Source organism: Bacillus cereus group sp. Bc010, assembly GCF_027716745.1.
Taxonomy (GTDB): Bacteria; Bacillota; Bacilli; order Bacillales; family Bacillaceae_G; genus Bacillus_A; species Bacillus_A pacificus.
This window is the reverse complement of sequence record NZ_JAQFUY010000011.1, coordinates 79,999-93,502: the sequence shown is the minus strand read 5'-3', so window position 1 is coordinate 93,502 and position 13,504 is coordinate 79,999. Positions and strand designations below refer to the sequence as shown.

Genomic DNA, 13,504 nt, shown 5'->3' with positions numbered 1-13,504 from the left:
GTTGATATAATAGAAACAAATAAATAAGGGGGCATTAAAATGAAGGCTATTATTTCATACGAAACACCTCTAGAACAAGCGCATTTCACTGCAAAAAATGATGAAAAAAATATGTTTTATAAAGAAAATACAGAAGAATCTGTAGAAGGATCTCTTAAGTATGATGTACTAGACGCTGTTGGAGAATTTAAAGGTCAACCTGGCTATATCGTTTGTAACAACATTTCTGTCACAGACGAAGGTCGCCCTGTATTTGAAAACCGTTTTAAAAACCGCGCAGGCCTTATTGAAAACGAACCAGGATTCCAAGCGATCCGCGTTCTACGCCCATTAAGTAACGATACATATGTCATCTTAACGATGTGGGAAACAGAGCAAAACTTTAAAGACTGGACAGAATCACGTTCATTCGAAAATGCTCATAAAAAACGCCCCGCCCAAGCAGAAGGACAAGCTCCGGCGCATCCACATGCAGAACAACAAAAGAGTATTTTCTCTCGTCCGTCTTTCGTGACTACTTTTGATGTGTTAGTTTAGAGTTTTGGAGTTCGAAGGCTACGGTATGTGAAATTATATCGGCGATTTTCCGAATATATCGGCGCAACTTGAAATATATCGGCGATTTTCCGAATATATCGACTTATCGACAAATGACGACATAAAAAGGAAACACCGTTACACGCCGGTGTTTCCTTTTTCTTTATACCAATTATATATACAAAGCGCATCTTCTTTTTGCATATGCTTCACTTTGTAAGGATGCCCCGCTACCGATACGACAGCTGTACATAGCTCGTCTTTCTTTTGAAAATACGATTGACTGTATCCGACTGCTTGCACATGCCTTCTTCGCATGATTCCTGTATATTTCGCGAGTCCTCGGTACACCATGACTAACTGATTGTCTCGTATCATATAACCACTACTTGTATACCGCGCGTATGCAAGTAACGTAAATATAATACATAGTGGTATGAGAGTGAATAACGCGATATTTTGTTTAAAATATATACTCGCACCTATGATTGGCACAGCGAGTACGGCACTTGTAATCCAGCCCATGATGACGTAACGACGTAATGCAGCCTTCGGTAAATGAACGATTTCCTCTTCCATTTCATACGGCAACTGTAAATATGCGAGTAACTGCTGCACATCTTTTTTCTTCATAAAAGGATGTAACATCACTTCATTTCCCGCCGCCTCTATACTTTGAATAACTTCTACTTCGACAGAGCAATATCCGAAAGGCTGGCGGAGAATACCTTCTTTCACCGTAATCGCTTGAATACGGTGTAATTTTAAAACAAACTCTTTCTTATCAAATAAACCTTGCACGATACGAACTTCATTTCCGTTTCGCTCAATTTTAAAGTTCGCATATTTTAATGCATAACCGGCTGTTGAAATGACCCACGAAACTGCCATTAAAATCGCCGCCATAACGATTAATTCATATACACCGTTATCCATCACATACGCTTCCACTTTATTGATGAGCCATTTTGGAAGAAATTGATTAAACTCTGTGTAAAGGATGACTAACATTGAAAACACTAATCCGAATCTACCAGATGTAATAGATGCTGCTAAAATTTCTTTCGTTGTTAACTGATATACCGTCTTACTTCCTTCTTCCGTAGGCCCTTCTTCACTCACAACACTTCTTTCTTTATGTAATAAAGTAATGAGTTCCTTCGCTTCTTCTTCTCTAATCCCCGCCAACATCACTTCTGGCTCAGTACCGCCGCCTGCCACTTCAATATTTAATTTCGTCAGTCCGAGCACTTGATAAATGATGTTAGAAGACGTACTAATATTTTGCACACGTTCTTTATTTAAGTAACTTTCTTTCTTAACGAACACACCATGCTTTATATGTAAAATATTACTTTCAACCCAGTACACTTTGAAATACCATTTTATAGCTGAGAAAATTGCCATAATAAATAATACGGCCAAAAGGACAAGATGTAAGAAATACCAAGGTTCTACTTCACCATCTGAACGAAATAGAACGAGAAAAATAAAAGGCAGTAAACCTGCAATTCGAATACCTAACAATATTGTGATCGGATGTTGCCTCTTATACATCCTCATCACTCACTTTCGCAAGTTCTCCAATTTGTCTTTTCAGCTGCTCTGCTTCTTCTTTCGTTAAACCTGGAATACTATGAGAAGTTGCTGCTGTTGAAATATGTAATTCTGCTAAATTGTACTTTCTCATAATCGGGCCCTGTTCAATCGTTACGTGTTGCACGCGAATCATCGGAATAAGTACGCGTTTTACAACGAACATTCCCTTTTGAATCTCAATCTCTTCTTCATTTAATCTGTAACTATAATAGCGCTGACGTAAATTTGGAAACACAAAATAATCAAGCGGAATAAATGTAATAGCGCCTGTTACTAACAAGCCAAACAACCAACCCCACCAATTAAAATTGATCATAAAAAAGAAATATGCAATTACGACTGCTAGTATAACTGCCGCCCCAATTAAAGCGTGAATTCGCCACACTTTCAGCATATTAGAATGAATCTCCCTTTCTAACGGCTGCATTTCATCACTCCAATTATATGAATTTATTACTTATATATTAGTTGGTATATACATATTTGTAAAATTATCCCGCGTTAACGGGCAGTAGAACTCCCCCAAAAATTTCAGCTGGAGCAAAGAAGTTAGAGGAACGATCAACTGCCCGTAAACGTCCGATTGGTTCAACTAATAATCAGTGGGGATGAGTCTCCCACTGATTAAAGTTTCACTTTATAGTTTTTTACATCGTATCGATTAGTTCTTTAAAATTCCCTTCATTAATGGAATACACTTGAAACTGAATGTAATCTATCTCATTCGTATCTAGTTTAGCAAATGGCAAAATGTTAAATTTAGAAGCTGATCTTCCTAACATATCTACAATCATTAGAGAAACATCAATATGGTCGAAATCTACACGGAATACTACCGCTTCCCCTGTAAATTCATAATCTTTAATCGCATCATAAGACTTATTCGCACTAATGAGCATCACTTTTAATAGTTGGTTCAAATTTTCTGGTTTAAAATTAATCATATACGTGGCTCCTTTTCCAACAAAACACTATAAAAATAGTGTAATCTTATACTTTCATAGCTTCACACATCAATTATATTAAAAATAAAGCTAGTTTTTTATAAATTTTTTGATATAATTACTTACGGGAAAAGGGAAGAATTTTGTCTTCCCTTGTGTTTTTATTTGCATCTAGTACTTTTGCTAGATGCCTTTTTTTATGCTAAAAAGGTATCCTCAAACACTTTGAGGATACCTTTCCATTAATTTAGTGCACTTCAACAATTGTACCATCTTCAAATACTTTAAATACGCCAGTAAATCCTGATCCAGCTGCGCCTTCTATTTTATATGTCGTACGCACTCTAATTTGATAATATTTCTTTCCATTCTCTACTTGCGTATTTTCTAGCGTATAATCATAGTCTTCTTTATATTCATTTTTAATATATTCTTTCGCTTTCTCAAAAGTAAATGCATCTTGAGTCTTTCCTGTCTCTACTTTTTGGTTCTTTTCTGCTTCTACCTTTTGATTCTTGTCAGTCTCAGTTTTTTGGTTCTTTTCTGTTACTACCTTCTGATTCTTTTCTGTCTCAGTTTTTTGAGTCTTTTCTGTTGCTACCTTTTGATTTTTTTCTGCCTCAGTTTTTTGAGTCTTTTCTGTTGCTACCTTTTGATTCGTTACTGCATTTGTTTTTTGTGCCTTCGCTGCTGCTTCATTCTTTGCAGTTTTTTCTTCTTCATTCATTTTAGTAACTAATCCTACCGCTTTTTTATTATATTCTTCAAGATTCTTGTTATCTTTTGTTTCTGCAACTAGCTTATTTAATATTTCTTTCGCTTCTGCATAATTTTTCTTACTTATTAACTCTTCACTTTTCGTCAGTTGCTCACTATACTTCTTTTTTTGTTCTAAGATAGCTAGTAATGCAGTTCGTTCTTCCTTCGCTTGTTTTACAAGCGTAGTATTTCCATTCTTCATGTTCTCTACTTTTTCAAATGACTTGATTGATTCTTCTACCTTTGTTTCTTCTTTTAACTTCACAGCTTCAATCATTACTTTCGTTTGTTCTACAAGCATCTTTGCATCCGAATCGTCTTTTTTCTCATCTAGCGCTTTTTCAAATGATGATAAGGCATTTTTATATTCTTTATTCGTTAACGCGGTCTTTCCTTCATCCATTGCTTTGTCAAAATTCCCATTACTACATCCAGCTAACATTAAAAATGTAAGTCCAATTACCATTAATAACTTTTTCATTTTTTCTCCTCCTATATATCCCCTAAAACACTAGCTTTATATGTATAAAAGTCTGTGTAGTAATTAGACTGAAAGTAAAGATGTACTTTGTGTGTGGGAAAGGAAGTACATTTCATTTACTATCATTACTTAAAACTCCTAAATAGTTGGTAGTTGGTTTTCTTCTTCTTTTAAAGACAGAAAGGAATTTTAATAATGTGCGCAAAGTTCTCACCAGGCTCTTTACTACACACACTCTTATACACATAGAAAAACTATTTTTATTTTTTAAACTTCATATATCTTCTGACGATTCGATACGCACTTCATTTTGTAACATACCGAAAAACAAAAGAAAACAAACTGCAATGTAAGTTACATTTTGTAACCACCCTGTAACACAAATGTAACACAAGGTTTTAAAACATACAATAGTTTTTTTACATTATTTTCCCCACTTTCTATATTTTAAAGCGTTAATCCGGTTCCAATCCTTAATGTAATACGTATTTTCATAACACTCACGCTAAAAAAAAGAATTTACATTTTTGATTAAATTGAAGGATATACCCCCTTAAAAAGAAAAAATACGCTATTCTTTCCTATGAGCCTACAGGAGGAAAGAATAACGTATTTTTCAAAAATGAGTTCTTTTATACAAACGCTTTAGTTCTATATTACAATTAAAAGGGCAATCAACGCTAATATAGCTGGAAGCCCTTGTTTCACAATAATTGATTTATTAGATGTGAAACCGCCGAACAGAGCTGCTACTACCACACACATTACAAAAAATAATTGAACCATATAACCAATTGAATTGAAACCAAGTATAAGTCCCAAAATGAGACCAACAGCTAAAAATCCATTATATAAACCTTGGTTTGCAAACATAATGGCTACGTTTCGATCTCCTTCTAAATGCTCAGGTAATTTAAAAGCACGTTTTGCCACTTTTGAATTCATAAAAAACATTTCGAGGATCATGATAAATAAATGTTCTAATGCTACGATCCCGACTAAAATAGCTGCGATTATTTCCACAGTATTGTGCCCCCTCTATCTTCGCTTTAATCTTATAGCTTATATAAAAATCCGACATCGTCTGAATAACACGTTTTCAAAAATTCCTCCTTTTTACTTATTAAAATATTAATTGACATATCAATATTTGATACGTCAATTAATATACAACTCCCCTTTTAGTTTTGCAAGTTTTTTTGCTCAATTTGTTTTATTTTGTTCCATCATCTTTAAATCAATTCAAATCCTATGTTAGCTCCCTAGAAACTATACTGTTTTTTAATAACTCCATAAAAGGAATCAGCTATATCGTCAAATTAATAATTCATTGTCTCCAAAAACGAAAATTTTATTTCTTTTCTATTAAGAAAGCTCATTTTTATTATTTTAGGGCCAGTCCATTTTGTGAGCTCTATGGGCATGGGATTACACCAACAAAACAAAAATTGCATACTTAACAAAAAAGCCTACTAATGAAAGTAGACTTAAATTTTTTTAGGTTATTAACTTAATAATTTATCAGTTCATTTTCAAGGGTTTGAATAATAACAGGTTTTTTCCCCTGGATCAATCCATCTTAAAATATCAATCACATTTTGTTTATCTACATCTGTACATCCTTCTGTCCATGAAGTAGAAACATGGAAGAAGATTGCGCTTCCTTTGTATGGTGTACGTGATTCCGTATTATAATTAATTACGAATCCATAATCATATGCTGGGATATACATATTTTCAGCTGATTTCCATCTACCTCTTACAGGCTTTTCCTGCAGCGTATTATAGTATGGAGATTTAAAATCATCTACCCAAACATGATTTGGTTTTGCTTCCAAACTTTCGCAACGTTATTTTCTTACATAGTATTTAATTCACTTGATTATCAAAAAGGAATCCTATTATTTATGTATATTAGTGTTATCAGTCTTAAACTACAAAATAAATAATCAAAAGGTTTCCTATAAACTCAACCACTAAAAATCCTCCAATCCATTAAAATGTATAATTAATCTTCAGTTTGCTTTAATCGAAATATACTTATTCCTTTTTCCTTAGCCATGTTTTCAAGATTACTCTCTAAATATTCATAGACTTCTTCAATAGAATCTTTAGACAGAAAAATATGTTCTAAATCCAAAGGATCTTTAACCGTTATACTTTTTTTAGAAAAAAGATTTATGATTTGTGGCAAAATACGTATAGTTTCGCACTCCAAATGTAAACGTCTTCCATTTTCAAAGCTGAGAATTAAGTCTAAACTAATTCTCGTTCCAGGAAGGAAAAGAACCGCGGTGGGCTTCTTAACAACAGAAATTTCTATATCGCTAATTTCGCTGTACATAAACTCTTCTACCGGCTCTTTCTTTTTTTTTATTTTAAGCGCCTCACAAAGTGTGATGGTAATATTATGCTCTCCCAAAGTAGTTATACAAAAAGGGTGTAATTTACTAGCATATGTAGGATAATATCTTCCTTCTAATTCAATAAATGTTGGTAATATTCTATTTTCGGAATACAACAAAAATTCTTCCTTTTTCATAACCATTCCACCTTATAAATATATTATTAAAACAACATTTAACACCAAATGCTTAAATATATCACAAATAAAATCTAAAATTTTACTAATCAGGATAAAGTTGGTCTATAATTATTTTACCACAATCTCGAATATATGTATTGTCTTGTCCGTATTTCAGACATTTTTCTTATTTTCACTTATATTTATCGATTTACTGCCAGTATTTTATTTAAGAAAAGAAACACATCCACCTTCCGATTGCTACGTTTATGAACGATCTAATGGGTAATTATACAATCTCTTCTAATCCTAAGTTGGAACAAATACAAACTGCTGATTTATAAACCACCTATACTTCATCATATGAATACTTTTAAAAGAATACTAACGTCCCTATAAGAAAAGTTTTAGGAGCGAACTCCATTCATAAAAACAGAAAAAATCCCCCTTTACCATCGTGTATTTGAGGAAATATCATTGACATAAATAAACTTAATAAAAAATGAAAATACGAAATTGAAATTATTCTCTATCAGCTTTACAAAAAAAACAGCCCGCCTTCCGCAAAAGACGAGCCATTCCATTTAATTTTCACTTATTCTCTTCTTATACCAATCCTGCATTCTCTCCGCATCCTCTACTCTCGTATGCTCTAATTTATAACTTGATGATGCACTGGAAAACTTATACGTACATAAATCCGCGCGGCGCTGGAAATAGGATTGCGTCTTCTCCATTGATTGGACGTGTCTTCTTCTGACAAGTCCGGTATATTTTCCGACGCTGCGATATACAAGCGTAATTTGCTCTCCATTTACACTGTAACCATTTGTTTTAAATGTTGCGTATCCAAGTGTAAAGATGAGAATCGCGAGCGGAATGAGTGCCCACATAATGAAGTGCTTTTCAAAGTATATACTTATTCCAATAAGCGGGATAGCTAACATTGCGAAGAAGATGAAGCTATCAATGAGATAGCGGCGTAATGCTGCTTTTGGTAATGAAATAATATTTGTATTCAGTTCGTATGGTAGTTGTAAATGCGCGAGTAACTGTTGTACTCGATCTTTTCGAATGATTGGATGGAGTGTAACTTTCTCCTCTTTCCCCTCACTTTGAATGACTTCTACTTGCACAGCACAATAGCCGAACATTTGACGGAAAATGCCTTCTTTTATCGTAATCCCTTGAATACGATGTAACTTTAAGACGAGTTCTTTTTTCTCAAGTAATCCTTGTGAAATGCGGACTTCGTCATTTTTTCGATTTACTGTGAAATCTCCATGTTTTAGCGCATAACCGATTGTAGATATAACCCACGAAAGGGCAAGCAAAATAGCTACCATGAAAATCCAGCCATATATGTCATGTTCCATTACATACGACTTTACGCTATTCTCTATCCATTTCGGAATATACTCATCTACTTGGTGATACACGAAAAAGATTAACGAGAATAATAGCCCAAACTGACCCGATGTAACAGAGGCTAATAAAATTTCCTTCCAAGTCAATTTATATTCTGTCGTTTGTTTTTCTTCTGTAACGATTTCTTTTTCTACTGTATTTTCTCTTGCTTCGTCTACCGTTTCTTCTGCTTTCACTTCTGGAGTTGGCTCATTGAGTAAGGAAATAAGCTCCTTCGCCTCATCTTCCTTAATTCCAGCTAAGCTTACTTCTGCATCATCGCCTCCGCCAGCTGTTTCGATTTGAATTTTCTTTAAGCCAAGCATTTGATATAGCACGTTAGAACTTGTATTAATCGTTTGCACACGTTCTTTATTTAAGTAGCTCTCTTTCTTCACGAAGAGACCTTGTTTCACATGTAATACGTTATTTTCAACCCAATACGTTGTGTAATACCATTTTTCAAACGCTGAAAAAACGGTGAGTAAACCGAATGCAGCAGGAATTAAATACCAAAACGGAAATTTTCCGTTTAAACTAAACATGAAAATAATGAGTGGGATAAAGTCTGTTATTTTTAATTCTAATAACATCGTGATCGGATGCTGTCTCTTATACATCCTCATCACTCACTTTCGCTAATTCTGCGATTTTCGTTTTCAACATTTCTGCTTCATACATCGTTAATCCTGGGATGCTGTGAGAAGTTGCTGTTGTTGAAATGTGCAATTCTGCTAAGCCATATTTTCTCATAATCGGTCCTTGTTCAATCGTAACGTGCTGTACACGAATCATCGGTACTAATACGCGCTTTACGACGAAAAGGCCGTGCTGAATTTCAAGTTCTTCTTCATTTAGTTGGTAGCTGTAATAACGCTGACGTAGTTTTGGGAATACGAAGTACTCCAATGGTGCTAACGCAACTGTTAACCCGATTAACACGTACAAAATCCACGCCCACCAATCAAACTTTATCATGAGGAAAAGGTAAGCTAAAATGACAAGAATACCGATCCCTTCTTCTATTACAGCCCGAACTTTCCACACCTTGACCATGTCAGGGTGAATTTCATTTTTCAATGGCTCCATGTAACCACTCCAAATCTAGTAATCTAATATATAAATAGTCTCAATCTATATTTTACGTAACCTTACAGAAAATTGAAATTTAATCTTCTTTCTTCTCAGGAATAAAATATCCGAACCAAAGTAGCCAAATGAAACCGATTAACTTCATCCAATTTCCATCCGCTTGAAAAGCTTCAATCATACCTGGTATTTTATAAATCCCAATAAATCCAAGAAAACCGAGCCACCAGTTTTTTTGCATTTTCATCTTTATTCCTCCTTCATGACCTTTTTCACATTTCGAATCCAAATTTCTTTATACTTTAACTGAAATCCCATGAGCATGTAGTTGCTCATATTATCGATCACAAGCGCCAACGTATGAGCATTTTCTTCCGTTGCCTGTTGTGACACAACGTCAAGTTCCACACCTTTCTTCAATAAGTCGTGGAAACCATTTAAAAACTCTTCTTGTATTTCAAATAAGCGTTTCTGATACTTTTCATTTCGCGCCGCAGTTACGATAAATTCATTTATGACGCGCAGTATTCCTTCTTGTCCTTCATACTCAGAGAGCATATGTAAACCATCTGCGATTAACTTTTCTGCAAAATTTTCTTTCGTATATTGCTCTTTATCAAAATAACTCACGAAATGATACCCAGAAAAAATTTCTTCAAATAAAAAGTCCACTAACGCTTCTTTAGAAGAAAAATGATAATAAATAGCCGGTTTTGAAATACCTACCTCTTTCGCAATCATGGAAAGGCTCATCTTCTCAATGCCGTGCTCTGCCATAAGTTTAAATGACGCCTCTACAATGTTTTGCGATGTTTGTAAATTCTTTGTCATACTGTACCTCACTTGTTTTTACTTACCGGTCGGTAAGTAAATTATAAAATGAAACGAAATGATTTTCAAGTTAGTTAGCGCTTCAGAAGGTATTTATTGGAAAAATGTAGAAATTTATAAAGTAAACGCAACATATAACAATAAGGAGGATATCATATGGGACTTGGTGGTAAAGGCGGTAGTGGTGGCACTGGCGGCGGTGAAGCTGGACAAGCTGGTAAGAACGGATTTTCATTCATCATTGTACTTTTTATCGTATTGATTATAGTTGGAGTTAGCTATATCGGACTTAGCTTCTAAGAAAAGGCGCCCTACATTACACATGTAGGACGCCTTCCTTTTAATCCTTATTCAATAATCGCATACGATAACAATTCATCGTTACTTCTCCAAGTCTTTGCAATAATTGATAGTTCGCATATGCGCCGACCGGGGCACCGATTATTGGTACGAGCTGAAGCATTTTTGCTAAATCGATATAGTCTCGGTACTCTGTTTGGAACTTTTCCCAGTCCATATGATTTTCTTCTTCTGTATCCCACGTTTCGATTGCTTTCCATATTTCTTTTCGGTGGTCGTCACTTGAAAAGGCAAGCTGGAAAACGTGAAGGATAAAAAGGCGCTCTTCTTTATCGCTCGTATCAAATCCGTACAATGTTGCTGCATCGAATAAAAATTTAATTTTAATACCGAGTAAAAGCGGAAAGTCAGCAAGGCCAAGGAGAATACCGCCTGCTCCCGTCCCTGCTCCTTCTGCCGCTGCTATTTTTTTGTACTCATCCATTTTTTTACGTACTTCGTCGTCTCGTCTTTGCAATGACCAGTTCGTCTCTTTTAATTTCGGCTTTATAAAGTTTGATCCGGCGCTAATCGTTTGCACCATCATCCGAATCGTTTCCGTTAATACTTTTTGTACTTTCGCCGGAATAAGCTGTTGTACTTTCGTCTGCACTTTCTTTGAGAACCATGTCATCATAGAAGAATCTTTCATGAATGTAGCTTTCCACTGCTCCAGTTCTTTTATAACCTTTTCTTCATATGTAATCATAGGTTCATTCCCTTCAATTTAAACGCTCAATACGTTTTGCCCCGTATTGATAAACGAAACCGATACTAAATACTATGCTTACGACTAATAAAATTCCCGTCATTATGAAATCTTTCGTCGCAAGTACAAATATGATTGTAAAGATAATACTACCTGTAATAAGGATCGCATTTAATAAAGTAAGGAAATCTTTCTTCTTCTCTTCTCCGCCTACTGGGTACAAATCAAGCCAAATTTTCATGCGGTGATGTTTCCATAAAGTTAATAGCTGATAACCAATTAAGTATAGGAAGATAAGGCTTACGATAAATCGTCCATATAAAAACGGAATGAAGTAAAGAATAACTCCTCCAAGAACGAGCAGGCGTACATATAAGCCGAAATAGTTACCAGATCTTAAGAAAGTTCTCGTATATAAGTATAAATATGTACGCTTTTCGCCGATCATTGAAAGAATAAAATCAAGACATTTTCTACGTGCTACTCTCTCTTTTAATGCTGGTACATCAACGAACATATTCGCGATGCGGTACAACAGCATCATCTTCTTACCTTCTTCAGAAATTAAATATTCCCAGTTTAACGGCTTTCCCTTCACCATTTGATACATAATCGCAAGGTATAACACCATGAGAAGGACGATTCCACCAATAAACATAACGGAAGTACGTTCTACAAGGAAATACACAAATAAGGCGTTTAAAATAAATCGAATGAACCAATCGGCTCTTTGTATATTTTGATCTGTTAAAAATGACTTTTCCCACGCTACAAATAAATTCCACGCTTTTACAATGACAAACGCGATTACAATCCATATGTAAGTCGCTCCTGTTTGCTTCATTTGCTGGAAGTATAACGGGGCAAGCGCTGCCGCTACAATTGCGATTATGTACAACTGAATCATAAACGTAAAAAGAAACGCCTTTGTAAAATATGGTTTTAATTTTTGTTCAACTGGCAGTAAGTAAACGAGATCCGCTTCTTTTAATAACGTTTGAATAGATCCGGCCGTTAATACGAGTCCAAGTAACACTGCCATAACGAGCGCAGTCGGAAATGAAGGTGTTAACGTTTGTAACCATTGCTGGTAATAATACGCTCCTGCGCCGATGATGAATACGAAAATAAATTTTAAATGATCATTAAATACGTATTTACTATATGTACGAACTTCTTGTAGAAAGTGACGAAATCGTTCTTTCCATAACGCTGTGCTATTCATAATCTTCTTCCTTCGTTAATGCAATATAAATATCATCTAACGTTGCACCTGGCATATGAAACTGTGATTGCAGCTCAGATAACGTTCCCTTCGCTCTTACTTCGCCTTGATGCAGAATAATGAATGAATCACAATAACGCTCTGCTGTCGCTAAAATATGTGTACTCATTAAAATACCTGCACCGCTCTTTTTCATTTGATCCATCATTTGAAGGAGTGATTGAATCGCTAACGGATCAAGCCCAACGAACGGTTCGTCCACAATATAAAGAGATGGCTCCACTAAAAATGCACTCATAATCATTACTTTTTGTTTCATCCCTTTTGAGAAATGAGACGGAAACCATTTCAAACGATTTTTCATACGAAATTCTTGTAATAATTGTCCTACACGTTCTTCATATTGTTTTTCATCTACACCGTAAGCCATCGCTGTTAACTTCAAATGTTCTTCTAGCGTTAGCTCATCATATAATACTGGTGTTTCTGGGATGAACGAAAAACTAGAACGGTACGCTGTCATATCATCACGAATTGTTTTCCCATTAATTGTGACAGTTCCTTTTTTCGGTTCCATTAAACCGATAATATGTTTAATCGTCGTACTTTTACCCGCTCCATTTAAACCGATTAAGCCGACAAGTTCGCCTTTATTCACAGAGAACGAAACATCTTTTAATACAGGTCGTTTCGTATATCCTCCTGTAACATTTTCTACACGCAATAACTCGCTCATACGACACCACTTTCTTCATTTATATTCGTTCTATATTTATCTTACCAAAAATTACGCTGTACTACATAGTATCGATGCGTTCAAAAAAAATTTAAATTTGTTCGCATATATTATTACGAAAGCGGACATCATAATTATTGAAGAAGGAACACATTGAAAAAGCGACCACCTATTGATGAGTACAACAACATAGTGAAGTCATCATGAAATGGGGTGTCCATGTTGGACAAAGAAATTTACACATAACCAGATCATTTGTTTCATTTTCGAAACGGGGTGTCTCTGAAAGAGCATATACTGTTTTAAAAAATAAACAATTTCATT

15 protein-coding genes and 1 pseudogene are annotated in these 13,504 nt (G+C 35.0%); 2 read left to right on the top strand and 14 right to left on the bottom strand.

Annotated elements, in window-relative coordinates; translation table 11 throughout:
• Positions 1-39: 39 nt before the first annotated feature.
• Positions 40-537 (top strand): heme-degrading monooxygenase HmoB, encoded by a 498-nt coding sequence (hmoB, locus tag PDQ68_RS14560; RefSeq protein ID WP_000644055.1) that lies wholly within the window; start codon positions 40-42, stop codon positions 535-537.
• A 138-nt stretch (positions 538-675) separates the two neighbouring features.
• Here hmoB and PDQ68_RS14555 read toward each other — a convergent pair whose 3' ends face one another.
• The 11 genes and pseudogenes from PDQ68_RS14555 to PDQ68_RS14505 form a co-directional block, all read right to left on the bottom strand.
• Positions 676-2,094, bottom strand: a complete 1,419-nt coding sequence (locus tag PDQ68_RS14555; RefSeq protein WP_061183735.1) for a PH domain-containing protein — start codon at positions 2,092-2,094, stop codon at positions 676-678.
• Positions 2,087-2,563 (bottom strand): PH domain-containing protein, encoded by a 477-nt coding sequence (locus PDQ68_RS14550; protein WP_001182711.1) that lies wholly within the window; start codon positions 2,561-2,563, stop codon positions 2,087-2,089. Before PDQ68_RS14550 ends, PDQ68_RS14555 begins: the two co-directional genes overlap by 8 nt.
• Before the next feature lie 220 nt (positions 2,564-2,783).
• A complete protein-coding gene (locus PDQ68_RS14545; RefSeq protein ID WP_061183736.1) occupies positions 2,784-3,080 on the bottom strand; it encodes a hypothetical protein in 297 nt (98 codons plus the stop codon).
• Between the two features lie 247 nt (positions 3,081-3,327).
• Positions 3,328-4,320: a hypothetical protein gene (locus tag PDQ68_RS14540; RefSeq protein WP_061183737.1), complete on the bottom strand. Its 993-nt coding sequence runs from the start codon at positions 4,318-4,320 to the stop codon at positions 3,328-3,330.
• A 651-nt stretch (positions 4,321-4,971) separates the two neighbouring features.
• Complete coding sequence (locus PDQ68_RS14535; protein ID WP_061183738.1) at positions 4,972-5,343, bottom strand: DUF1304 domain-containing protein; 372 nt, start codon at positions 5,341-5,343, stop codon at positions 4,972-4,974.
• A 487-nt stretch (positions 5,344-5,830) separates the two neighbouring features.
• A pseudogene (locus tag PDQ68_RS14530) lies at positions 5,831-6,146 on the bottom strand (L,D-transpeptidase family protein); the annotation flags it as partial.
• A gap of 182 nt (positions 6,147-6,328) precedes the next feature.
• Positions 6,329-6,862: a hypothetical protein gene (locus PDQ68_RS14525; RefSeq protein WP_061183739.1), complete on the bottom strand. Its 534-nt coding sequence runs from the start codon at positions 6,860-6,862 to the stop codon at positions 6,329-6,331.
• Between the two features lie 566 nt (positions 6,863-7,428).
• Complete coding sequence (locus tag PDQ68_RS14520) at positions 7,429-8,871, bottom strand: PH domain-containing protein (RefSeq protein ID WP_061183740.1); 1,443 nt, start codon at positions 8,869-8,871, stop codon at positions 7,429-7,431.
• Positions 8,864-9,340: a PH domain-containing protein gene (locus PDQ68_RS14515; RefSeq protein ID WP_061183741.1), complete on the bottom strand. Its 477-nt coding sequence runs from the start codon at positions 9,338-9,340 to the stop codon at positions 8,864-8,866. The genes PDQ68_RS14520 and PDQ68_RS14515 overlap by 8 nt, the downstream gene beginning before the upstream one ends.
• Before the next feature lie 79 nt (positions 9,341-9,419).
• Entirely contained in the window at positions 9,420-9,587 is a 168-nt protein-coding gene (locus PDQ68_RS14510; RefSeq protein WP_016716715.1) for a hypothetical protein, read from the bottom strand.
• 2 nt (positions 9,588-9,589) lie between these two features.
• Complete coding sequence (locus PDQ68_RS14505) at positions 9,590-10,171, bottom strand: TetR/AcrR family transcriptional regulator (protein WP_016716714.1); 582 nt, start codon at positions 10,169-10,171, stop codon at positions 9,590-9,592.
• A gap of 156 nt (positions 10,172-10,327) precedes the next feature.
• On the opposite strand from PDQ68_RS14505, the gene PDQ68_RS14500 reads away from it, so the two are divergent.
• Positions 10,328-10,471: a YjcZ family sporulation protein gene (locus PDQ68_RS14500; RefSeq protein WP_000522750.1), complete on the top strand. Its 144-nt coding sequence runs from the start codon at positions 10,328-10,330 to the stop codon at positions 10,469-10,471.
• 40 nt (positions 10,472-10,511) lie between these two features.
• Here PDQ68_RS14500 and ecsC read toward each other — a convergent pair whose 3' ends face one another.
• Genes ecsC through ecsA form a run of 3 tightly spaced genes read right to left on the bottom strand, consistent with a single transcriptional unit; the run spans position 10,512 to position 13,180 of the window.
• A complete protein-coding gene (ecsC, locus tag PDQ68_RS14495) occupies positions 10,512-11,219 on the bottom strand; it encodes an ecs operon protein EcsC (RefSeq protein WP_061183742.1) in 708 nt (235 codons plus the stop codon).
• Between the two features lie 13 nt (positions 11,220-11,232).
• Positions 11,233-12,444, bottom strand: a complete 1,212-nt coding sequence (gene ecsB / locus PDQ68_RS14490) for an ABC transporter permease EcsB (protein ID WP_270786875.1) — start codon at positions 12,442-12,444, stop codon at positions 11,233-11,235.
• The gene (ecsA, locus tag PDQ68_RS14485) at positions 12,437-13,180 is read right to left on the bottom strand and encodes an ABC transporter ATP-binding protein EcsA (RefSeq protein ID WP_001292602.1); all 744 of its coding nucleotides are present in this window, start codon (positions 13,178-13,180) and stop codon (positions 12,437-12,439) included. The genes ecsB and ecsA overlap by 8 nt, the downstream gene beginning before the upstream one ends.
• Between the last annotated feature and the right edge of the window lie 324 nt (positions 13,181-13,504).